Origin of the sequence: Streptomyces sp. CRCS-T-1 (assembly GCF_024442335.1) — a bacterium.
GTDB lineage: Bacteria > Actinomycetota > Actinomycetes > Streptomycetales > Streptomycetaceae > Streptomyces > Streptomyces koelreuteriae.
Genome location: NZ_CP101651.1, coordinates 5,895,005 through 5,917,242, shown reverse-complemented (window position 1 = coordinate 5,917,242; position 22,238 = coordinate 5,895,005). Strand labels below are relative to the sequence as shown.

The window sequence follows — 22,238 nt, the reverse complement described above, 5'->3', positions numbered from 1 at the left end:
TTGGTTAACGCGAGACCCTCTCGTTCTCCTAGTGTGTCCTTTCAGTGACTTCCTTCGACACCACCCCGCAATTGAACGTCTGGCGCGCGCTGCTCGCTCTGGCCGTCGTGTTCGTGATGCTGGCGACCACCGGCTGGACGGCCCTGCGCAACCAGCGGGGCGACACGCCGCTCCAGGCCTCGCTCTCCGCATGGGAGCACGGCCGGATCGGCGGTCACGGACTGCCGGACCCCGAGACCGAGCCGAAGAAGCTGGCCCGCTTCTTCGCCTCCCTCACCGCGCAGGACCGCGCGAGCCTGGTCCGCAAGTATCCGCTCGCGGTCGGCAACATGAACGGCGCCCCGGTCGAGCTGCGCTATCGCGCCAATCGCGTCGCGCTCGAACAGGCGCGCAAGGTCGAGCGGGAACGCATGCACGACACCCGTCTCACGGCGGTCGGGAAGCAAGAGGCCGGCCGGAGGATGCACCGCTTCGAGGACCTCATGGAGCCGGGGCGTCACATCCTCGCCTTCGACCCCGAGGGCTCGGGCCGGGTGGCGGAGGTCTTCGGCAATCTGCGCAGGGCGGACCGGGTCTCGGTCGTCGTGCCCGGCGTGGACACCGACCTGCTCACCTTCCAGCGCACCGAGCGCAAGTACTCGGCGCCCGTCGGCATGGCCGAGTCCCTGCACGCGGCCGAGCGGAAGGCTAGCCCCTCGACCCGTACGGCCGTGATCGCCTGGGCCGACTACACGGCCCCCAGCGGACTCGGCATCGACTCGGCCACGGCGATGCGCGCCGCGGAGGGTTCCGTACGGCTGAACGCGCTGGTGCGGGCGCTGCCCGGCGACAAGCCGGTCTCGCTGTTCTGCCACAGCTACGGCTCCGTGGTGTGCGGCGTCGCGGCGGGTTCGCTGCCCTCCAAGGTGTCCGACATCGCGGTGGCCGGCAGCCCCGGCATGAGCGTCGAGAAGGCCGCCCAACTGCACACAGGCGCCCGGGTGTGGGCCATGCGGGACGCCGACGACTGGATCCAGGACGTGCCGTACCTGAAGGTCGGCGGTCTCGGCCACGGGGCCGACCCGGTGTCCTCCGCGTTCGGTGCGCGGGTCCTGTCGGCGCAGGGCGCGAAGGGTCACGCCGGCTACTTCGAGCCGGGCACGGCAAGTCTGATGAATTTCGCAGAGATCGGCGTTGGCGCATACCGCTCGGTGCACTGCGCGCACGAAGACGGCGTCTGCCGGACCGGTTTGTCCGGCACGGCGGCGGCCTGACGCGCGTAGAGACGAAGAAATTGCGGTCTGCTCGGGAGGGGGACGGAGGGGCGCGTGCCGCATACGATGAGCCGCATGGGTGACGTACTGGCCGGATTTCATGCCGCCTGGGAGTTCGAGTCCGACTCCGTGCTCATCCGCTACGAACGGGGGATTCGAACACCGAAGCTCTTTCAGGCGCTCGGGGAACGCCGTGTCCCGCTGGACGCGATCGCCGGGGTGACGCTGACCCGCGGGAAGCGCGGCACAGTGGTGCTGCGCGTCGAGCCGCGACCCGGGGCGGACCCCTTGATGGAGGCGGCCGCCGGGCAGCTGAAGGAGAGCGGTGACCCCTACCGGCTGGTGATGCCCGCCGAGCGCGAGGTGCTCGCGGAGTACTACGCCGACGAACTGCGGGGCCTGCTGACGGAGTCCGGGCCGGCGGATCGGTTCCTCGTGGAGCCGCCCAAGGGGCCGTTGTCGTTCAAGGCGTACGACGGGAAGGCCTCGTTCGACGGGCGGACGGTCAACTTCCGGTGGTTCTGGACGGGGGCGTCGTCGGCGAAGTGGAAGGCCGGCGACCAGAACTTTCCCGTCGGGGAGCTGAACGGGGTGGAGTGGCGCTCGCCCGAGGTGTTCGAGGGGCATCTGCGGTTGCTGGGCCGGGACACGGGGTCTGCTGCGGCGCAGGCCGATCAGGATCCGGCGGCGGTGGTGTTCGGGCTGGGGTATGGGCCGGTGCATGAGTCACTGCCGTTCGCTGCGGCGGTGTTGGCGGCGGTGCGGACGTCTCAGCCGGTGGCTGCTGTGTCTGCGGCTGGGCCGCGCCGTGATCCTGCGGATATCGCTGAGCGGATTCGGCATCTTGGGGAGTTGCATCAGGCCGGGTTGGTGACTGATGAGGAGTTTTCGGTCAAAAAGGCCGAGTTGTTGGCGGAGCTTTAGCGTCTGCGGGCTGCTGCGCGCCGGCGGGTGCGGGTTGAGTGTGGCCGGTCGCGCAGTTCCCCGCGCCCCTTATGTCTGCTTCACTCCCGTCCGGCAGAAGTGAAAGCCATGTCCGCGTACCTGTTGCCTGCCACCTTGGCCGCTATCTGGTTCAGCTGGGTCAGTTCTTCGTCGGTGAGGACGATCCTCGTTGCCGCTGTGTTTTCCTCCACCCTGGACGGCTTGCGGGTGCCTGGGATCGGGATGACCGGGAGGTTGTGGACGGTCGACTGCTGGTGGGTCCAGGCCAGGGCGATCTGGCCTATCGATGCGTTGTGGGTGTCGGCGATCGTGCGGATGGGGTCCAGCAGGGCGCCGTTGGCCGTCGCGTTCTCACCCGTGAAGCGGGGCTGCTGGCGGCGGAAGTCGCCCGAGGACAGGTCATCGGCGCTGGCGAAGGAGCCGGTGAGGAAGCCGCGGCCCAGCGGTGAGTACGCGACGAGGGTCACACCGAGGTCGCGGGCCGCCGGGACGACGTTCGTCTCGATGTCACGGCTGAAGAGCGACCACTCCGACTGCACGGCGGCGATGGGGTGGACGGCGTGGGCGGCGTGGAGTTCGCCGGCCGTGACCTCGCTCAGGCCGAGGTGCTTGACCTTGCCCTCGCGGACCAGTTCGGCCATGGTGCCGACGCTCTCCTCGATCGGCACGTTCACATCGCGCCGGTGCATGTAGTAGAGGTCGATGGCGTCGACGTCCAGGCGCTTCAGGCTCGCCTCGACGGCCTCGCGGATGTAGGGCGGGTCGTTGCGGACGACGCGGCGCGTCGGGTCGTCCGGGGGGATCGACAGGGCGAACTTGGTCGCGATGACGATCTCGTCGCGGTGGGCCTTGAAGAAGGGCGACAGAAACCGCTCGTTCTCCCCGGCCCCGTACGCGTCGGCCGTGTCGTAGAGGGTGACGCCGAGTTCGAGGGCCCGCTCCAGGGTCGCCCGGGAAGCGTCGGCGTCCGAGGGGCCGTAGCCGAAGTTCATGCCCATGCAGCCGAGGCCCTGGACGCCCACCTCGGGGCCGTCGTCGCCGAGCTTCGCCGTCGTGATCCTGCCGTCCGTCATCGGGACCTCTCCGACGCCAGGGCACGCCCGGCGTCCGCGTAGAAACTGATCTTCCGGTCGAGCACGGCGAGCGTGCCGCGGAGTTCGTCGATCCTGGCCAGGACGTCCTCGCGGGTCGTCTTGAGCAGGCCGAAGCGCTCGCCGTAGGTGTGGTCGCCCTCGCGCACCAGTTCCGCGTACCTGACCATGTCGGCGACCGGCATGCCCGTCAGGCGGAGCTTGCCGACGAGGTCGAGCCAGTCGAGGTCGCGGTTGGTGTAGCGGCGCTGGCCGGTGTGGGACCGGTCGATGTGCGGCATCAGGCCGATGCGCTCGTACCAGCGCAGGGTGTGCGCGGTCAGGCCGGTGAAGGCGACGACCTCGCTGATCGTGTACCTGTCCTCGCCGTCCGGGCGGCGGTCCTGCTGCGGCGGGCCGGCGCAGGTGTCGGTCCTGGTCCCCGTGGTGGTATCCATCACCGTCATGGCCCCAACGCTAGAACCTTGGAGTGCACTCCAAGCAAGCGCCGACGGTAAGAAATCGGCAGGACGTTTCTTGATCCGTCTGGTTAGCGTACGGAGTCATGAGTTCAGTACGTCGTGCCCTGCCCGAGGACGCCGAGGAAGTCCTGCGGCTGCGCCAAATCATGATCGAGTCGCTGTTCGCAAGCGACACCTCCACCCGCTGGCACGGGGAGTCCCTGCCCACGCTGAAGGCCGAACTGGGCAAGCCGGAGGCGGACTTCGTGGCGTTCGTCGTGGACCATCCGGAGCGGCCCGGGGCGCTGGCGTCGCTGGTGGCCGGGACCATCGACTACCGCATCGGGAAGTCGGGCGACCCGCAGGGCAAGGTGGGTTTCGTGTTCAGCGTCGCCACCGACACGGACGCCCGGCGGCGCGGGTACGCGCGGGCGTGCATGCAGACCCTGCTGGAGTGGTTCCGTACGCGCGGCGCCCGGCGCGTCCAGCTCACCGCCTCCCCCGAGGCCGAGCCGCTCTACGTCTCCCTGGGCTTCCGGCCCAAGCCCGACCCCTTGCTGGAGCTGACGCTCTGAGCGCATAGGGTCGAACGCATGTCGCTCAAGAGCCTCGCGTTGATCGAGAACTGGCCGGTTCCCACCGCCGCGGCGGGTGTCGTCCGGGCGGACGGCACCGTCGTCGGCACCCACGGTCCGGCCGGGCAGCGGTTCCCGCTCGCCTCGGTGACCAAGCCGCTGGCCGCGTACGCGGTGCTCGTGGCGTACGAGGAGGGGGCCGTCGAGCTCGACGAGCCCGCCGGTCCCGCCGGGTCGACGGTGCGGCATCTGCTCGCGCACACCTCGGGTCTCGCCTTCGACGAGCACAAGGTCATGGCGCCGCCCGGGGAGCGGCGGCTGTACTCGAACGCCGGTTTCGAGCAGTTGGGCGACCATCTCGCGAAGGCGACCGACATTCCCTTCGGGGAGTATCTGCGGCAGGCCGTGCTGGAGCCGCTGGGGATGGCCTCGACGGTCCTGGAGGGCTCCCCGGCCAAGGACGGGGTGTCCACGGTCGAGGATCTGCTGCGGTTCGCGGCCGAGGTGCAGGCGCCGCGGCTGCTGGATCCCCGTACGGTCGCCGAGGCGATGACCGTGACCTACCCGGGCACGAAGGGCGTCCTGCCGGGGTACGGCCACCAGAACCCCAACGACTGGGGGCTGGGCTTCGAGATCCGCGACTCCAAGTCGCCGCACTGGACGGGGGCCTCGTCCTCGCCGCGCACGTTCGGGCATTTCGGGCAGTCCGGTACGTTCCTGTGGATCGACCCCGACGCGCGTGCCGCGTGCGTGGCGCTGACGGACCGGGCGTTCGGGCCGTGGGCGGTGGAGGCGTGGCCGGCGTTCACGGACGCCGTGCTCGCGGAGCTCTAGGGCCTAGGACATCTCCCAGATCAGCAACTCGGCGTCGGTCACGCCCTCGGCCTCCAGTGACTTGGCGTCGGTGATGCGGGCCGCGTCGCCCGCGGCCAGTTCCTCGCCGTCGAGGCGTACGTCACCCCGTACGACATGTACGTACGCGTGCGCCCCGTCCGGCACCGCCGTCCGCTCCCCCGCCGCGAGGCGCCGCACGTGCAGCATGGCTCCGGCCTCCGGGACGGCGTAGGGCGTCGAGTCGGCGATGCCGTGGACGACCTCGTAGGAGGGGTCGCCGCCGGGGCGGAGCGGGGCCAGCCACATCTGGACGAAGGTGAGGGGGCCGGGGCCGTCGTTGCGCTCCACGTGACGTACCCCACCCGCCGAGCTGAGCCGCTGCACGTCGCCGTGGCGCACCACCGACTCGTGGCCGGTGGAGTCCCGGTGCGTCAGCTCGCCCTCCACGACCCAGGTGACGATCTCGGTGTGGCTGTGCGGATGCTCGTCGAAGCCGGCCCCCGGCGCCAGCCGCTCCTCGTTGCAGGCGATCACCGCGCCGAAGCGGAGGTTGTCCGGGTCGTAGTGCGGCCCGAAGGAGAAGGCGTGCCAGGTCTCGATCCCCGCGGCGGGTTCCCCACCGGGGTAGCGCTCGTGAGCGCGCCGTACGTCCATCACGGAGACCACCGTAGACCCGCCGACGCACCTTCCCGTCCGGATAAGGCAGTCTTGTCCCGTGCCCGAACCCGAAACCAGTAAGAACGCAGCCGCCCCACACGACACCCACGCGCATGCCGCGACGCTGAAGCGGCTGGTGGAGTCGTCCGGATCGCTCGCCGCGCAGGCCATCGCGCGGATGGACGAGACGCTGCCCTGGTACCGGGCCATGCCACCGGAGAACCGTTCCTGGATCGGTCTGGTCGCGCAGGCGGGTATCGCCGCCTTCACCGAGTGGTTCCGGCAGCCGGACGCCCCGCAGGCCATCTCCACCGATGTGTTCGGAACCGCGCCGCGCGAGCTGACCCGGGCGATCACGCTGCGCCAGACCGTGGAGATGGTGCGCACCACCATCGAGGTCATGGAGAGCGCGATCGACGAGGTCGCGGCCCCCGGCGACGAGAGCGTGCTGCGCGAGGCACTGCTCGTCTACGCCCGGGAGATCGCCTTCGCGACCGCCCAGGTGTACGCGCAGGCCGCCGAGGCACGCGGTGCCTGGGACGCCCGGCTGGAGTCCCTGGTCGTGAACGCCGTGCTCAGCGGCGAGGCCGACGAGGGCGCCGTGTCCCGCGCCGCCGCCCTCGGCTGGAACTCACCCGAACACGTGTGCGTGGTGCTCGGCACCGCCCCCGACGGCGACTCCGAACTGACCGTGGAGGCCATCCGGCGGGCCGCCCGGCACGCCAAGCTCCAGGTGCTGACCGGTGTGCTCGGGGACCGCCTCGTCGTCATCGCGGGCGGCAGCGACAACCCGCTGGCCGTCGCCAAGTCGCTGATCGGCCCGTACGCGGCCGGCCCGGTCGTGGCGGGCCCGGTGGTGCCGGACCTGCTGGCCGCGACCCGGTCCGCGCAGGCCGCCGCGGCGGGGCTGAAGGCGGGTTCCGCCTGGCAGGACGCCCCGCGCCCGGTCCTGGCGGACGACCTGCTCCCGGAGCGCGCGATCGCCGGTGACCCCTCGGCCCGTGAGCAACTGGTGGAGGAGATCTACAGACCACTGGAGGAGGCCGGGGCCGCGCTCCTGGAGACCCTCAGTGTCTATCTCGAACAGGCGAGCAGTCTCGAGGGCGCCGCCCGGATGCTGTTCGTCCATCCCAACACCGTCCGCTACCGGCTTCGACGTGTGACTGACGTCACCGGTTGGTCACCCTCCGATGTACGCTCTGCCTTCACGCTGCGGATCGCTCTGATCCTGGGGCGTCTGGTCGATGGAGATCTCCAGCCCTAAGGTTTTGTCGGAGCCCGACAAAACCCCCTCGTGTTCTTCGTCCCTGTCCCCACGGGCGGCCGTGCCCGTCCCCAAGAGAGAGTGTGAGAGTGCTCGTACTCGTCGCTCCCGGCCAGGGCGCCCAGACGCCCGGCTTCCTGTCAGCATGGCTCGACTTCCCCGGTGTCCGCGGTGCCCTCGAGGCATGGTCCGACGCCGTGGGCCTCGACCTGATCCGTTACGGCACCGAGGCCGACGCGGAGGAGATCCGCGACACCGCGGTGGCGCAGCCGCTGCTGGTCGCGGCCGGACTGGCGTCCGCGTACACGCTGTTCGACGACCCGGCGGAGCTGCCGCGCAAGGTCGGCGCCATCGCCGGCCACAGCGTCGGTGAGTTCACCGCCGCCTCGCTCGCCGGTGTGCTCCCGCACGAGGAGGCCGTCCGCCTCGTCCGCACCCGTGGACTCGCCATGGCCGAGGCCGCCGCCGTCACGGAGACCGGCATGGCGGCCCTGCTGGGCGGCGACCCCGAAGTGACGGTTCCGCACCTGGAGAAGCTGGGCCTGACCCCGGCGAACATCAACGGCGCGGGCCAGATCGTCGCGGCCGGTACGAAGGAGCAGCTCGCCGCGCTGGAGGCGGACAAGCCCGAGGGCGTGCGCAAGGTCGTCGCGCTGAAGGTCGCCGGCGCCTTCCACACCCACCACATGGCTCCCGCGGTCGACACGCTGGCGAAGGCCGCCGAGGCCCTGACGCCCGGTGACCCGCAGGTGAGCTATGTCTCGAACAAGGACGGGCGGTCCGTCGCCGCCGGCACCGAGGTGCTGGACCGTCTGGTCGGTCAGGTCGCCAACCCGGTCCGCTGGGACCTGTGCATGGAGACCTTCAAGGAGCTCGGCGTCACGGCCCTGATCGAGGTGTGCCCGGGCGGTACCCTCACCGGTCTCGCCAAGCGTGCTCTGCCCGGTGTGAAGACGCTGGCCCTGAAGTCCCCCGCCGACCTCGACGCGGCTCGCGAGCTCATCGCAGAGCACGCCTGACCGCCGCCCCCAAGGAGCCGTCCGCATGGCGAAGATCAAGCCCAGCAAGGGCGCCCCGTACGCGCGCATCCTCGGCGTCGGCGGGTACCGCCCGACCCGGGTCGTGCCGAACGAGGTGATCCTCGAGACGATCGACTCGTCCGACGAGTGGATCCGCTCGCGCTCCGGCATCGAGACCCGGCACTGGGCGAACGACGAGGAGACCGTCGCCGCGATGTCGGTCGAGGCCTCCGGCAAGGCGATCGCCGACGCCGGGATCACCGCCGAGCAGATCGGCGGCGTGATCGTCTCGACCGTCTCGCACTTCAAGCAGACCCCGGCCGTCGCCACCGAGATCGCCGACAAGCTCGGCACCAACAAGGCCGCCGCCTTCGACATCTCGGCCGGCTGCGCGGGCTTCGGCTACGGCCTCACCCTCGCCAAGGGCATGATCGTCGAGGGCTCCGCCGAGTACGTCCTCGTCATCGGCGTGGAGCGCCTGAGCGACCTCACCGACCTGGAGGACCGCGCGACGGCCTTCCTGTTCGGCGACGGCGCCGGCGCGGTCGTCGTGGGCCCGGCCCAGGAGCCCGCCATCGGCCCCACGGTCTGGGGCTCCGAGGGCGACAAGTCCGAGACGATCAAGCAGACCGTGCCGTGGACGGACTACCGTTCCGGCGAGGTCGCCAAGTTCCCCGCCATCACGCAGGAGGGCCAGGCGGTGTTCCGCTGGGCCGTGTTCGAGATGGCGAAGGTCGCCAAGGAGGCGCTGGACGCCGCCGGCATCTCCGCGGACGACCTGGACGTCTTCATTCCGCACCAGGCCAACGAGCGGATCATCGACTCGATGGTGAAGACACTCAAGCTGCCGGAGTCCGTCACGGTCGCCCGTGACGTACGCACCACCGGCAACACCTCGGCCGCCTCGATCCCGCTCGCGATGGAGCGGCTCCTGGCGACCGGCGAGGCGAAGAGCGGCGACACCGCGCTCGTCATCGGCTTCGGGGCGGGTCTCGTCTACGCCGCGACTGTCGTTACCCTCCCCTAGGCACTCCGTGCCGGATCATGCGGTCCGGCACGGGAGGAAACACCTGCCACACCCTCTGGATATCTACGAAGGAGCGCCAACATGGCCGCCACTCAGGAAGAGATCGTCGCCGGTCTCGCCGAGATCGTGAACGAGATCGCCGGCATCCCGGTTGAGGACGTCCAGCTGGACAAGTCCTTCACCGACGACCTGGACGTCGACTCGCTGTCCATGGTCGAGGTCGTCGTCGCCGCCGAAGAGCGCTTCGACGTCAAGATCCCGGACGAGGACGTCAAGAACCTCAAGACCGTCGGCGACGCGACCGACTACATCCTCAAGCACCAGGGCTGATCGACCGACCAGCCCCTGGGCCGACTGCCCCGCCACCCGGCGGTGGCGCCGCTTAATCCTCGTATCCGTTGGAGAAAGAATTCCCGTGAGCCCGACCAATCGCACCGTGGTCGTCACCGGTATCGGCGCAACCACACCGCTGGGTGGCGACGCAGCCTCTACCTGGGAGGGCCTGATCGCCGGCAAGTCCGGCGTCAAGCCCCTGGAGCAGGAGTGGGCCGCCGAGCAGGCGGTCCGTATCGCGGCCCCGGTCGCCGTGGAGCCGACCGAGGTCATCCCCCGGCCGCAGGCCCGCCGTCTGGACCGCTCGGCGCAGTTCGCGCTGATCGCGGCCAAGGAGGCCTGGGCCGACGCCGGTTTCGAAGCGAGCGCCGACGAGGACCCGAACGTCGACCCCGACCGGCTCGGCGCGGTCATCGCCTCCGGCATCGGCGGCGTGACGACTCTGCTCGACCAGTACGACGTGCTGAAGGAGAAGGGCGTTCGCCGCGTCTCCCCGCACACCGTTCCCATGCTGATGCCCAACAGCCCCTCGGCCAACGTGGGGTTGGCCGTGGGCGCGCGGGCCGGCGTGCACACGCCGGTGTCCGCCTGCGCCTCGGGCGCCGAGGCCATCGGCTACGCCATCGAGATGATCCGCACGGGCCGCGCCGACGTCGTCGTCGCGGGTGGCACGGAGGCGGCGATCCATCCGCTGCCGATCGCCGCGTTCGGCAACATGATGGCGATGTCCAAGAACAACGACGACCCGCAGGGCGCGTCGCGTCCCTACGACGTGGCCCGTGACGGCTTCGTCCTCGGTGAGGGCGCCGGTGTCGTCGTCCTGGAGTCCGCCGAGCACGCCGCGAAGCGCGGGGCCCGGGTGTACGCCGAGGCGGTCGGCCAGGGCATCTCGGCCGACAGCCACGACATCGTGCAGCCGGAGCCGGAGGGGCGTGGCATCTCGCAGGCGCTGCAGCACCTGCTGGAGCGCAACGAGCTGGACCCGGCGGAGATCGTGCACGTCAACGCGCATGCCACGTCGACGCCGGCCGGTGACATCGCCGAGTTGAAGGCGCTGCGGAAGGTGTTCGGTGACGACGCCGACCACTTCGCGGTGTCCGCGACGAAGTCGATGACCGGGCATCTGCTCGGTGGCGCCGGTGGTGTCGAGACGGTGGCCACGGTGCTCGCGCTGTATCACCGGGTGGCTCCGCCGACCATCAATGTCGAGAACCTGGACCCGGAGGCGGAGGCGAATGCCGACATCGTCCGGGGTGAGGCTCGGAAGCTGCCGGTCGATGGGCGGATCGCCGCGTTGAACGACTCGTTCGGGTTCGGTGGGCACAATGTGGTGCTGGCGTTTCGGACGGTTTGATCGCTGAGTGTTGAATGGCCCGAACTCCCTGGTGGGGGTTCGGGCCATTCGCCGTTTTGTGTTCCGTTGTGGGGCGGGTGCGGCGTGGTGGGGGTTGTTCGCGCAGTTCCCCGCGCCCCTAACTACTCACACCACCTGGTGGAGCCAGCGGACCGGGGCGCCTTCTCCTGCGTAGCGGAAGGGTTCCAGTTCGTCGTCCCAGGGCTTGCCGAGGAGTTTGTTGAGTTCGGCTTCCAGGTCGGTCTCGCCGCGCTGGGAGCGTTGCAGGGCTGCTCTGAGGCGGTCCTCGGGGATGAGGATGTCGCCGTGGATGCCGGTGACGGCGTGGAAGATGCCCAGGTCGGGGGTGCAGCTGTAGCGCTCGCCCTCGGCGGTGGGGCAGGGTTCGGACGTCACCTCGAAGCGCAGCAGTTGCCAGCCCCGCAGGGCCGACGCGAGTTTCGACGCCGTGCCCGGCTGGCCCTGCCAGGAGAACTCCGAGCGCCAGGTGCCCGGCGCGGCGGGCTGGCGGATCCAGTCCAGGCTGACGCGTGTGCCGAGCACCCCGGCGATGGCCCACTCGACGTGCGGGCACAGCGCGCGCGGCGCGGAGTGCATGTACAGAACCCCACGTGTCGTCACCGGAACCTCCGGGCAGAGCGGACCATCTTTGAACGGGCGGAACGGCTGTGACCGGGCGGGTCACGTTGATGGCGAGGCTACCGTGCGGTGGCGCAAGGAGTGTGACGTACGGTCGGTCCAGGTGCCGGGAAACGCCCACCATTCACCCAGGGGGACGCTTGTACGGGTGTGAGCCGTTGCACCTGATCGGTCGGGAACCCTCGTGCGTTGTTAATGGGTGGGGAGACAGCCATGGCGCGGCGAGGGGATGGAACAGGCATGCGGAAGCGAAGCCACCGCTCACGGATCGTTGCCGCCGTGGCCGTGGCGACTGCCCTGGGAGTCACGGGATGTGACGCCGTGGGGGGCAATTCCCCCGCCCCGTCGGCCAGTGCCGAGCCGTCGCCCAAGCCCACTCCGCTGTGGGACAGCAGCCCCAGCTCTATCGCCGCCGTCGGTGACTCCATCACGCGCGGTTTCGACGCCTGTGATGTGCTGCAGGACTGCCCGGAGGCGTCCTGGGCGACCGGCGTCAGCCCCGAGGTGGACTCGCTCGCCGTCCGGCTGCTGGGGAAGGGCAAGGCCGCCGAGCGGAGCTGGAACCACGCGGTGACCGGGGCCCGGATGGCCGATCTGCCCGGGCAGATGACCCAGGCGGTGCGGCGGAAACCGCAGCTGGTGACGGTGATGGCCGGGGCGAACGACGCCTGCCGGTCCTCCGCGGCGGCGATGACCCCGATCTCCGCCTTCCGCAGCGACTTCGAGGACGCGCTGCGCACCCTGCGCGAAGCCCTGCCCAAGGCCCAGGTGTTCGTGGCGAGCGTGCCGAACCTGAAGCGGCTGTGGTCGCAGGGCCGCAACAGCCCGTTGGGCAAGCAGGTGTGGCAGCTCGGCATCTGCCCGTCGATGCTGGGCGACGCGGACGCCCTGGACTCGGCGGCGACCCTGCGGCGGGACACGGTGCAGAAGCGGGTGGAGGACTACAACAAGGTCCTGAGGGAGGTCTGCGCGGAGGACGAGCGGTGCCGGTACGACGGGGGCGCGGTGCACGACTACCGCTTCGGCACGGCTCAGTTGAGCCGCTGGGACTACTTCCACCCCAGCGTGAACGGACAGGCCCGGTTGGCGGAGATCGCGTACCGCACCGTCACAGCGAAGGGCCGCTGACTTAGAGTTCCGCACATGAACGAACTCTTCGGCACACTTTCCGACGGCACGCCGGTGCACCGCTGGACCCTGGAGCGGGCGGGCGTACGGGTGCGGGTGCTGTCGTACGGCGGGATCGTGCAGTCCGTCGAGGTGCCGGACCGGGCGGGCCGGGCCGGGAATGTGGTGCTGGGGTTCCCGGACCTCAAGGGCTATCTCGCCCACCCCGGGCCCTACCTGGGGGCTTTGGTCGGGCGGTACGCCAACCGGATCGCCGGCGGCCGTTTCCCGCTGGACGGGTGTACGTACGCTCTGGAACCGAACAACGCGCCGAACTCGCTGCACGGTGGGGTGTACGGCTTCGACCAGCGGGTGTGGGACGCGGCCCCGGTCGAGCACGGGGTGCGGCTCACCCGGGTCAGTCCGCACGGCGAGGAGGGGTTCCCCGGGCTGCTGGAGGTCTCGGCGACGTACACGCTGCTGGAGAGCGGCGCGCTGCGGATCGCCTACGAGGCGGTGACGGACGCGCCGACCGTGGTGAACCTGACGAACCACAGCTACTTCAACCTGGGCGGTTCCGGTGACGCGGGCGGCCATGAACTGCGGCTGGCCGCCTCCCGGTACACGCCGGTCGACGCGGATCTGATCCCGACCGGCGACCTGGAGGATGTGACCGGCACGCGCTTCGACTTCCGCGAGGCCCGCAAGGTCGGCTCCGGCTACGACCACAACTTCGTGCTCGACAAGGGCGTGGCGGACGTCCCGGTGGAGGTCGCCGAGCTGCACGACCCGGCGTCGGGGCGGGTGCTGACGGTGGCGACGACCGAGCCCGGACTCCAGCTGTACACCGCCGACCACCTGGGCGAGCCCTTCGCGCCCGGCGACGGCATCGCGCTGGAGACCCAGCACTTCCCCGACTCCCCGAACCGGCCGGACTTCCCGACGACGGTGCTGCGGCCGGGCGAGGTGTTCCGCTCGGAGACGGTGTACGGGTTCGGCACGCGCTGAATCAGGGGCTCGGACAAGAACTCACGAGCCCCGGTCCAGGGGTCAGGTCCCGGACCGGGGCTGCTCAGTGGGGAACGCGTCCCGGTCAGACGTTAATCGTCGCCGTGATCCTGCGGTCGGTGATCGAGCGCGCCACCTGGATCTCGTACGAACCCTTCACAAACGACCACGAGGCGTTCGTCTCGTCCCAGGTCTCGAAGGCGCGGCGCGGCAGTACGACCGTCGCCTCGACGGTCTCGCCGGGTGCGGCCTCGACGCTCGCGAAGCCGGCCAGCGTGCGTGCCGGGCGGGTGGGGCCGGGCTCGCTCGGGGCGAGGTAGAGCTGGACGGTCTCGCGGCCGGGGCGGTCGCCGGTGTTGCGGAGGCGGACCGTCGCGGTGGTCCCTTCGGCGCTCCCGGCGACCTCGACCGACTCGTAGGTCCAGTCGGTGTAGCCGAGGCCGTGGCCGAAGGGGTAGGCGGGGGTGCGGCCCTGCTGCTCCCAGGCGCGGTAGCCGATGAAGACGCCCTCCTCGTAGGGGAGTTCGCCGTCCTCCGGCACGACCTGGGTGACCGGGGCGTCGGTCAGGGAGCCCCAGGTGGTGGGCAGGCGGCCGCCGGGCTCGTGGGCGCCGGTGAGGACGTCGGCGAGGGCCGCGCCGCCCTCCTGGCCGGGGAACCAGCTCAGGAGCACGGCGGCGACGTCGTCGCGCCACGGCAGTTCCACCGGGGAGCCGGAGTTGACGACCACGACGGTGTTCGGGTTGGCGGCGGCGACGGCGCGGACCAGGTCGTCCTGGCGGCCGGGCAGACGCAGGTCGGTGCGGTCGAAGCCCTCGGACTCGACGCGGTCGGTGGTGGCGACCACGACGACGGCCGTGTCGGCGGCGCGGGCGGCAGCGGCGGCCTCGGCGATCAGCTCGTCGGGGTCGCGCTGCGGGTCCTGGTGGGCGAGGGTGAAGCCGATGACCCGCATGGGGTGCCCGTCGGGCGGCGGGACGGTGTAGGTGAGGGAGACCTCGACCGGTTCGCCCGCGGTGAGTTCGACGCGGGCGTGGGGCACCGGGGCGCCGAAGAAGGCGGCGAAGGGGTCGCCGTCCTCGGCGGGGCGCTGGACGTCGTCGAAGTACGTGGTGCCCGCGACGGTCAGCCTGAAGGGGCCGAGCCCCTTGAAGCCGAGGGTGTGGGTGCCGGTTTCGCGCGGGGTGAGGGTGCCGGTCAGTTCGACGCTGTGCAGGGTGTCGTGGGTGACGCCGTCGGGCAGGTCGTCGCCCATCCACTGGATGTGGCCGCTGGGGGCCGAGCGGGTGCCGAGGACGGTGCCGTCGCTGTCGCGGCAGACGGCGCGCAGTGCGAAGCCCGGGTCGGCGACGGGGAGTTCGGTGTTCGGGTCGGCGCCGAGGGAGTAGGTGAGGCCGCCGTCGGGGAGGGCGGCGGTGAGGCCGTCGAGCGGGGAGACGGTCCGGGCGGGGAAGACCGTGGCGGAGCCGCCGCCGAGGACGCGGGCGTCGCGGGCGGCGGCTCCGATCAGCGCGACGCTGCCGGGCCTCAGCGGCAGCGCGCCACGCTCGTTGCGGACGAGGACGAAGGAGCGGCGGGCGATCTCGCGGGCGAGCGCCTCGCCGTCGACGGGCGCGGGCGGTGCGGTGACGACCGGTTCGACGCCGTCCAGGATGCCGACCCGGGCGGCCAGGCGCAGGACGCGGCGGACGGCCTCGTCGACCTGGGCCTCGTCCGCCTCGCCGTCCCGGACCGCCTGCGCGAGGGCCTCGCCGTAGACGGTCCGCGGGCCGGGCATCGCGATGTCCAGGCCGCCGGCGAGGGCGCCGCTGGTGGAGCGGGCGGCGGTCCAGTCGGAGACGTTGATCCCGTCGAAGCCCCACTCGCCGCGCAGGACCTCGTTGACCAGGTGGTGGTGCTCGGTCATCGTCGTGCCGTTGACGGAGTTGTAGGCGGTCATGATGCCCCAGGGGTGGGCGTTCTCGACGATCGCCTCGAAGGGGGCGAGGTACAGCTCGCGCAGGGCGCGTTCGCTCACCAGGTTGTTCACCGTGAGGCGGTCGGTCTCGGCGTCGTTGGCGACGAAGTGCTTGACGGTGGTGCCGACGCCGCCGGACTGGACGCCCCGGACGTACTCCGTGCCGATCCGGCCCGTGAGGTACGGGTCCTCGCTGTAGGCCTCGAAGTGACGGCCGCCGAGCGGGGAGCGGTGCAGATTGACCGTGGGGGCGAGCAGGACATGGACGCCCTTGCGGCGGGCCTCCTGCGCCAGCAGCACCCCTGCCCGGTACGCGAGTCCGGGGTCCCAGGTGGCGGCGAGGGCGGTCGGTGAGGGCAGCGCGACGGAGGGATCGTCGGCGCTCCACTGCACCCCGCGGACGCCGATCGGGCCGTCGGACATCACCAGCGAGCCCAGCCCCACCTCCGGCAGCGCGGGCAGGCTCCACATGTCCCGCCCGGCCAGCAGCCGTGCCTTGGCGTCCAGATCGAGCTTGCCGAGAGCCGCCTCGACGGCGGCCTCGCGGGCCGCGTCCTGCATCGCCTGTGCTGTATCCGCCACGCCGGCCTCCTCGTTGCAGTCGAGTACGTCCTCATCCTGCCTCGGCAGAATGCGAAGGACTCGGGACGGCGACCAATAGTTGAGCCCAAGGCAAACGAGAGCACCGACTGAGCACCCATGGCGTAGATCACTCCCGTCACGCGATACTGCGGCCGTCCGGCACCACGCCACCGCAGTACCCCCACCGTGACGGAAGGCCTGAACCTCCTTGAATTCCATACGCGTTCGCCTCGGCGTCCTCGGTCTCGCCCTGTTGACCGGTCTCACCACCCCCACCACCGCGAGCGCCGCCGAGACGGCCCCCGCTCCCACCGTCGAGGAGCAGCGGCTCGGCAAGGCGGTCCCGCAGGAGATCCTGCGCCGCTCCGGGTTCGACACCGTGGCCCCGCGGCTGGTCCGGGCGCTGGACGGGGCCCGGTCCTACGGGGAGGCCCGCCGGGCCGTCGCGGCCGAGGGCGCGCAGCTCTGGCGGCGTGCGGTGGACCGGGCGCAGGGGCGTGGACCGGCGGTCGGTGATCTGAGCCGGGACGACGACCGGCCGCTGTACTGGGCCCGCCTCGGCATGACGCGTGAAGTGCGGACCTGGGAGCCGGAGTTCGGGCTGACGGACGGACAGCGGGCCGCGCTGCTGGACGAGCTGGAGCGCACCTCACGCGGCCAGAACGCCATCCGGTATCCGCACGGCAAGGGCCTGAAGCGGATCCTGCTCACCGGCTTCGACCCGTTCACCCTGGACCGGGACATCCGTATCTCCAACCCGTCCGGCGCCACCGCGCTCGCCCTCGACGGCACGGTCATCGAGACGGCGGACGGCCCGGCCCGGATCGAGACGGCCGTGTTCCCGGTGCGCTGGCAGGACTTCACGGAGGGGACGGTGGAGCGGACGCTGCGGCCGTATCTGCCGAAGGTCGACCTGTTCACGACCGTGAGCCAGGGCCGGGTCGGGAAGTTCGACATCGAGCGGACCAACGGGGCCTGGCGGGGCGGCTTCGGGGACAACGACACCATCGGCCGTACCGAGACCGTCCCCGTGACCGACCCGGCCTCACAGCCGCAGTGGACGACGACCACGCTGCCCTACCGGGCGATCGTCGACGCGAACACCGGCCGCTTCCCCGTGTACGACAACACGAGCGTCACCGAGATCCCGGCGGGCGGCACCCAGCCCGTCGTACGCCCCGACGGGCCGACCCCCGGCTCGACCGCACGGCAGGGCGGCGGCGGGGACTACCTCTCCAACGAGATCGCCTACCGGGCGACGCTGCTGCGGGACCGGCTCGGGCTGCACGACCGGCTGCCGGGCGGGCATGTGCACACGCCCGTGCTCCAGTTCGGCGCCGGGAACACCACCGAGGTCACCGACCCGGAGTTCGTGCGGAACCGGCTGGACATCATCGCCCAGGTGCGGGCCATCCTGAAGGCGGCTGCGGAAGAGAGCTGACGTCCCCGTCGCCCTCCACGGCGGAGCCACCCTCCTGAATGTCCTCACCGAGCAGTTCCCGAGCCATGAGGGTGGCTCCCGCGACCGCGCCCGGCATCAGGAACACCGCGACGACCGGCACCAGGAAGGCCGCGGCCAGCGGCGTGCCGAAGCCCCAGACCAGGGTCTTGCGGGAGCGGAGCAGGCCCAGGCGGGTGCGCAGGTCGACGCCCCGGCGCTGGAGGGCGACGGCGGTCAGCTCCTCGGTCAGGAAGAACCCGGTGACGAAGAACCCGAGCACCGGTACGGCCGTCTGGCCGATCACCGGGATGAAACCGCAGGCGAAGAGCAGCACACCCCACAGGGCGGCCCGCACCACGATGCGCAGGCTGTCGCGGCCGGAGATCCACAGTTCGCGCCAGAGCGGCAGGTCCGACTCGGGGGCGTGGCCGTCGGGGGACACGTCCCGGTCGACCTTCTCGGAGAGGCTCTCGTAGAAGGGCTGCCCGATCAGCAGCGTCACCGCGGTGAAGGTGACGACGGCGAGGAGCAGGGCGAGGGCGAACAGCACGGCGGTCAGGAAGCCGCGGAAGAGCCCGAGCCAGGGGCTGGACCAGTCGTCGGCGAACGGCGTCGCCCAGGTGACGGCGTCCTGGCCCCACAGCGCCAGCGCGACCAGCGCCGCCGCGTACAGGACCAGGGTGATCAGGCCCGGGAGCAGCCCGAAGCCGTATTGCTTGCCGTGCCGGGCCACCCATCGCTGGCCCTTCAGCAGGTACTGGAAGCCCACCCCGAGATCGCGCATGGGAAAACCCTATCGGGGCAGGCCCGGACGCCCTCCGCAGGGGCCATCCGGGTCAGCGGTGACACCGACGCGCACTTGTTGCCGTTGAGTCGAACCGGTACACCTCGCCGTACCGATCTCAGTAAGCCCAGGAGGAGGTACACGTGCGCACCACGAGAACCGTTCCTGCGAGACCTGTACTGATCGTCACCCTCGGTCTCGCGACGGCGGGCTTACCCCTGCTCGCCCCGCACGCCGCCGGCGCGGACCCGAAGCCCGTCGTCCGGGAGGGCGCCGCCGTCGACGACCGCGCGGCCGCCCGGGCACCCGCCAGCGCGGCCGGACGCGCCCTGGCCGACGAGACCTCCCCCGCCCCCGCGACCGCCACCCGCGGCTATCCGCGCCGCCAGGTCCTCTCCCCCGGCCCGGAGAACCCCGGCGACAAGTCCCTGAAGCTGGGGCTCACCCCGTACCACGCGATCGCCCCGAAGCTGAACGCCCTGCAACGCCTCGGCGACCGCGTCAGCGTGGAGGTGACCGGCCGCTCGGCCGGCGGCCACCGGCTCTACCTGGTCACCGTCACCGCCCCGGAGACCACCCGCCAGGCCCGCGCCCAGGAGCGGATGCGCGCACTGATCGAGAACGCGCCCGCCACGGCCGCGAAGTCCCGTGAGATCAAGCGCGCGTACAAGGCCCCGGTCTTCGTCAACAGCAACATCCACGGCAACGAGTGGGAGGGCACGGACGCCTCCCTGAAGGTCATCGAGCGGCTCGCGACGGCCAAGGACGCGGCGACCAGGGAGCTCCTCGCGCACAGCCGCCTGTACTTCAACGTCACGGCCAACCCGGACGGCCGTATCGCCGGCACCCGCGCCAACGCGAACGGCTTCGACCTGAACCGCGACTTCGTCACGGCCTCCCAGCCCGAGAGCCGCGTGATGCGGCAGATCGAGCTGGACAAGCAGCCGGCCGTCCTGCTCGACCTGCACGGTTACGTCAACGGCACGCTCATCGAGCCGACCACTCCCCCGCACGGCGAGAACTACGAGTACGACCTCTTCCTGAAGAACTCCTACGCCAACGCCCTCGGCATGGAGTCCGCCGTCAACGCCCTCGGCTACACGCCCGCGAAGGACGGTGTGGAACCGGCGCAGATCCCGTTCCGCGACCAGGAGGAGGGCTGGGACGACTGGCCGCCGATCTTCACCCCGCAGTACGCGGCCTTCCACGGCACGGTCGCCGCCCACACGGTGGAGATCCCGCTGGCGGTGAACAACGAGGAGTACGACACCCTCCTCGTCCCGGAGCTGCGCCGCCGCTCTGCGGTCAACACGGCCGTGGCGGGCGCGGCCGTCCGCGCGACCCTGAACCACGTCCGCGAGCACCGCGCCACCCTCGTCGCCGACCAGATCGAGACCTTCCGCCGCGGCGCGGCCGGCGCCCCGCAGGTGCCGGTCTCACCGAGGACGGTCCCCGGCGTCCCCGGCATCGGCCCGGAGGACGTCTACACCACCGACTTCCCGCGCGCCTACGTCATCCCGCCCGGCGACTCCCGCACCCAGCGCTCGGCCCCGGCCGCCGCCCGCCTCGTCGACCATCTCCTCGCCAACGACGTCCGCGTCACCCGCGCCACCCGCCCCTTCCGCCTCGCCGGACGGACGTATCCCGAGGGTTCGTACGTCGTCGACCTGCGCCAGCCCAAGCGCGGCATGGCGAACGTCCTGCTGGCCGACGGCCGGGACATCAGCGACAAGGTGTCCGTGATGTACGACATCTCCGGCTGGAGCCTGGGCCGGCTGTGGGGCGCCACCGTCGAGCGGGTGACCTCGGGCAGCCTGCGGGGCGCGCCCCTGCGCCCGGTCACCGAGGCCGCACCCGTCGCCCACGTGCCCGCGCACGGCACCCTGCGTCTGCGCCTGACCGACCCGCGCGAGATCGCGGCCCTCAACTCCCTCCTCGGGCAGGGAGTCCCGGTCCGGCAGGCCCGGGACGGCAGCGCGATCGTCCCGGCGTCGGCACGCCGCGCGGCGCTCACCGCCGCCCGCGCGCACGACGTCTCCTTCACGGCCACGCGACTCAAGGGCGAGACGCCCCTGCACCGCCTGCGCGTCGCCGCCGCCGTCACCCCGGGTGAGCTGTTCGCCCTGCGGGAGATGGGCTTCGACGTCACACCGGTCTCGACGGGCGTCCTGAACGCGGGCTTCGACTGGTCCGGCACGGACGTGCTGTTCGTCTCCGCCGGCCTGGACCACGCCGCCCTCACCTCCCCCGCCCGCAAGGCCCTGGACGCCTTCCTCGACGGTCACGGCCTGGTCGGCCGGGGCGCGACGGGAGCGGCCCTGAACGCGGCGGCGGATCTGCTGGCCGTCAAGCCGGTCGAGGGCAACCCGGACGCCAACGGCGTCGTACGCGCGGTGAACTCGGGCCGCCTCACCCAGGACGCCCCCGCGCACACCTTCGTCTACGCCCCGCTGTGGTTCACCGACCTCGGCCCGGGTGTGCGCGAGGAGCAGTCGTACGCGACCGGGAATCCGCTCGTCTCCGGGCACTGGCGTCCCCTCCGGGACGGCACCGGCGGCCCCTCGGCGGCTGCGGGGCAGGCCTCGGTGGTCAGCGGCGGCAGGACGGCCCTGTTCGGCACCGAACCCCTCTTCCGGGACCACCCCAAGGGGGAATTCCCGCAGGTGGCGAGGGCATTGTTCACAGTGGCACACAGCGGTTCAGATGAGGAGAACGGATGACGCAAGAGATCCACGGCACCGTAGCCGACGGCTTCGAGGGGGTACGCGAGGAGTTCGCCGCGTTCGTGGCCGGGGAACGGCCCGACTACGAGGGCCAGCTGTGCGCCTACGTGCGGGGCCGGAAGGTCGTGGACCTGTGGGCGGGGACCGAGGCGGACGCCCTCTACGGCGTGTTCTCGTCCACGAAGGGCGCCGCCTACCTGGTCGTGGCTCTCCTCGTGCAGGACGGCACACTCGAACCGGACCGCAAGGTGACGTACTACTGGCCGGAGTTCGCGGCCGAGGGCAAGGGCGAGCTGACCCTGCGGGATCTGCTCGCGCACCGGGCGGGCGTGGTCGGCACGGACACCGGCTTCAGCCTGGCGGAGCTGGCCGACGACCGTCAGCTCGCCGAACGCCTCGCCGACCAGCGGCCGTTCTGGCGTCCCGGCACGGCGTTCGGCTATCACGCGCTGGTCGCCGGCGCCCTGGCCGGTGAGGTGGTACGCCGTGCCACGGGCCGCACGCTCCAGGAGATCTACCAGGAGCGCGTCCGGACCCCGTACGGCCTGGACTTCCACCTCGGACTGCCGGCCCCTCAGGAACCCCGCTTCCGCAGCACCCAGCCGATGATCCCGACCCCGGAGCAGCAGGCCCTCCTCGACGCCACGCCGACGGGCCCGCACACGCTCGCCTCGATCGCCTTCAACCGCAACGCGAGCGAGCCGACCGACCTGGCCTCGCTGCCCAACATGCCGCTGGTCCGCGCCAAGGGCCCGGCGTCGGTGGGCGGGGTGGCGTCCGCGCGGGGCCTGGCCGGGATGTACGCGGCGGCGATCAGCGGTCTGGGCGAGCAGGCGCCGCTGCTGAAGCCGGACACGGTCGCGGAGTTCGGCCAGTTCCACTCCGTCGGCCACGACCTGGTGGCACGGGCCCACAAGTCGTTCGGCCTCGGCTTCCAGACGACGGCTGACACGTGGCACCCGTTCCTCGGCGCGGGGACGATCGGGCACAGCGGCGCGAGCGGCTCGCAGTCCTTCGCGGACCCGTGGAGCGGCCTCGCCTACGGCTACACGCGCCGCCGGTTCGCGTTCCCCGGCGGGGCGGCCCCGGAGAACGACCGCCTGGCGCGGGCGATCCACAGGGCGGCGCTCGCCTCCTGACCCCGGGCACGGGCGGAGGCCGCACCCCACGTCCAGGGGTGCGGCCTCCGCGTACGCAACGACTGA

Annotated in this window: 20 protein-coding genes; 14 read left to right on the top strand and 6 right to left on the bottom strand. The window is 71.4% G+C overall.

Annotation, left to right across the window (positions count from 1 at the left end; all coding sequences use genetic code 11):
• Nucleotides 1-44: 44 nt before the first annotated feature.
• Nucleotides 45-1,253 (top strand): alpha/beta hydrolase, encoded by a 1,209-nt coding sequence (locus NNW99_RS26780; RefSeq protein WP_215121692.1) that lies wholly within the window; start codon nt 45-47, stop codon nt 1,251-1,253.
• A gap of 66 nt (nt 1,254-1,319) precedes the next feature.
• Nucleotides 1,320-2,177, top strand: a complete 858-nt coding sequence (locus tag NNW99_RS26775; protein WP_215124473.1) for a DUF4429 domain-containing protein — start codon at nt 1,320-1,322, stop codon at nt 2,175-2,177.
• An 80-nt stretch (nt 2,178-2,257) separates the two neighbouring features.
• Here NNW99_RS26775 and NNW99_RS26770 read toward each other — a convergent pair whose 3' ends face one another.
• Complete coding sequence (locus NNW99_RS26770) at nt 2,258-3,271, bottom strand: aldo/keto reductase (protein WP_215121691.1); 1,014 nt, start codon at nt 3,269-3,271, stop codon at nt 2,258-2,260.
• Nucleotides 3,268-3,735, bottom strand: coding sequence for a MerR family transcriptional regulator (locus NNW99_RS26765; RefSeq protein ID WP_215121690.1), 468 nt, complete (start codon nt 3,733-3,735; stop codon nt 3,268-3,270). The genes NNW99_RS26770 and NNW99_RS26765 overlap by 4 nt, the downstream gene beginning before the upstream one ends.
• A gap of 98 nt (nt 3,736-3,833) precedes the next feature.
• Here NNW99_RS26765 and NNW99_RS26760 point away from each other — a divergent pair, with 98 nt between their 5' ends.
• Together NNW99_RS26760 and NNW99_RS26755 are read left to right on the top strand one after the other, a co-directional pair.
• Nucleotides 3,834-4,304 carry a GNAT family N-acetyltransferase gene (locus NNW99_RS26760; protein ID WP_215121689.1) on the top strand — a complete coding sequence of 157 codons (471 nt, stop codon included), beginning with the start codon at nt 3,834-3,836 and terminating at the stop codon, nt 4,302-4,304.
• Between the two features lie 18 nt (nt 4,305-4,322).
• Nucleotides 4,323-5,138, top strand: coding sequence for a serine hydrolase (locus NNW99_RS26755; RefSeq protein WP_215121688.1), 816 nt, complete (start codon nt 4,323-4,325; stop codon nt 5,136-5,138).
• Between the two features lie 3 nt (nt 5,139-5,141).
• Here NNW99_RS26755 and NNW99_RS26750 read toward each other — a convergent pair whose 3' ends face one another.
• Entirely contained in the window at nt 5,142-5,795 is a 654-nt protein-coding gene (locus NNW99_RS26750) for a pirin family protein (protein WP_215121686.1), read from the bottom strand.
• Between the two features lie 58 nt (nt 5,796-5,853).
• On the opposite strand from NNW99_RS26750, the gene fasR reads away from it, so the two are divergent.
• From fasR to fabF, 5 genes are all read left to right on the top strand, one after another.
• Complete coding sequence (gene fasR, locus NNW99_RS26745) at nt 5,854-7,059, top strand: fatty acid biosynthesis transcriptional regulator FasR (RefSeq protein ID WP_215121685.1); 1,206 nt, start codon at nt 5,854-5,856, stop codon at nt 7,057-7,059.
• A gap of 89 nt (nt 7,060-7,148) precedes the next feature.
• Nucleotides 7,149-8,078, top strand: coding sequence for an ACP S-malonyltransferase (locus tag NNW99_RS26740; RefSeq protein ID WP_215121684.1), 930 nt, complete (start codon nt 7,149-7,151; stop codon nt 8,076-8,078).
• 25 nt (nt 8,079-8,103) lie between these two features.
• The gene (locus NNW99_RS26735; RefSeq protein WP_215121682.1) at nt 8,104-9,105 is read left to right on the top strand and encodes a ketoacyl-ACP synthase III; all 1,002 of its coding nucleotides are present in this window, start codon (nt 8,104-8,106) and stop codon (nt 9,103-9,105) included.
• A gap of 81 nt (nt 9,106-9,186) precedes the next feature.
• Nucleotides 9,187-9,435 carry an acyl carrier protein gene (locus tag NNW99_RS26730; RefSeq protein ID WP_003989952.1) on the top strand — a complete coding sequence of 83 codons (249 nt, stop codon included), beginning with the start codon at nt 9,187-9,189 and terminating at the stop codon, nt 9,433-9,435.
• A gap of 85 nt (nt 9,436-9,520) precedes the next feature.
• Nucleotides 9,521-10,792, top strand: coding sequence for a beta-ketoacyl-ACP synthase II (gene fabF, locus NNW99_RS26725; RefSeq protein WP_215121681.1), 1,272 nt, complete (start codon nt 9,521-9,523; stop codon nt 10,790-10,792).
• A 126-nt stretch (nt 10,793-10,918) separates the two neighbouring features.
• Here the strand turns inward: fabF and NNW99_RS26720 are convergent, their stop codons facing one another.
• The gene (locus NNW99_RS26720; protein ID WP_215121680.1) at nt 10,919-11,413 is read right to left on the bottom strand and encodes a DUF3145 domain-containing protein; all 495 of its coding nucleotides are present in this window, start codon (nt 11,411-11,413) and stop codon (nt 10,919-10,921) included.
• A gap of 258 nt (nt 11,414-11,671) precedes the next feature.
• On the opposite strand from NNW99_RS26720, the gene NNW99_RS26715 reads away from it, so the two are divergent.
• Nucleotides 11,672-12,559 (top strand): SGNH/GDSL hydrolase family protein, encoded by an 888-nt coding sequence (locus tag NNW99_RS26715; RefSeq protein ID WP_215121678.1) that lies wholly within the window; start codon nt 11,672-11,674, stop codon nt 12,557-12,559.
• Nucleotides 12,560-12,574: 15 nt separating this feature from the next.
• Nucleotides 12,575-13,546 carry an aldose epimerase family protein gene (locus tag NNW99_RS26710; protein WP_215121676.1) on the top strand — a complete coding sequence of 324 codons (972 nt, stop codon included), beginning with the start codon at nt 12,575-12,577 and terminating at the stop codon, nt 13,544-13,546.
• An 85-nt stretch (nt 13,547-13,631) separates the two neighbouring features.
• Here the strand turns inward: NNW99_RS26710 and NNW99_RS26705 are convergent, their stop codons facing one another.
• Nucleotides 13,632-16,064, bottom strand: a complete 2,433-nt coding sequence (locus NNW99_RS26705; protein WP_215124472.1) for a glycoside hydrolase family 3 protein — start codon at nt 16,062-16,064, stop codon at nt 13,632-13,634.
• Between the two features lie 229 nt (nt 16,065-16,293).
• On the opposite strand from NNW99_RS26705, the gene NNW99_RS26700 reads away from it, so the two are divergent.
• On the top strand, nt 16,294-17,526 hold the full coding sequence (locus NNW99_RS26700) for a pyroglutamyl peptidase (protein ID WP_215121675.1): 1,233 nt from the start codon (nt 16,294-16,296) through the stop codon (nt 17,524-17,526).
• On the opposite strand, the gene NNW99_RS26695 is transcribed toward NNW99_RS26700, so the two are convergent.
• A complete protein-coding gene (locus NNW99_RS26695) occupies nt 17,477-18,310 on the bottom strand; it encodes an EI24 domain-containing protein (protein ID WP_215121674.1) in 834 nt (277 codons plus the stop codon). The genes NNW99_RS26700 and NNW99_RS26695 overlap by 50 nt on opposite strands.
• A 143-nt stretch (nt 18,311-18,453) precedes the next feature.
• Here NNW99_RS26695 and NNW99_RS26690 point away from each other — a divergent pair, with 143 nt between their 5' ends.
• Entirely contained in the window at nt 18,454-21,030 is a 2,577-nt protein-coding gene (locus NNW99_RS26690) for a M14 family zinc carboxypeptidase (protein WP_215121673.1), read from the top strand.
• Complete coding sequence (locus tag NNW99_RS26685) at nt 21,027-22,172, top strand: serine hydrolase domain-containing protein (protein WP_215121672.1); 1,146 nt, start codon at nt 21,027-21,029, stop codon at nt 22,170-22,172. Before NNW99_RS26690 ends, NNW99_RS26685 begins: the two co-directional genes overlap by 4 nt.
• The last annotated feature ends 66 nt before the right edge of the window (nt 22,173-22,238 follow it).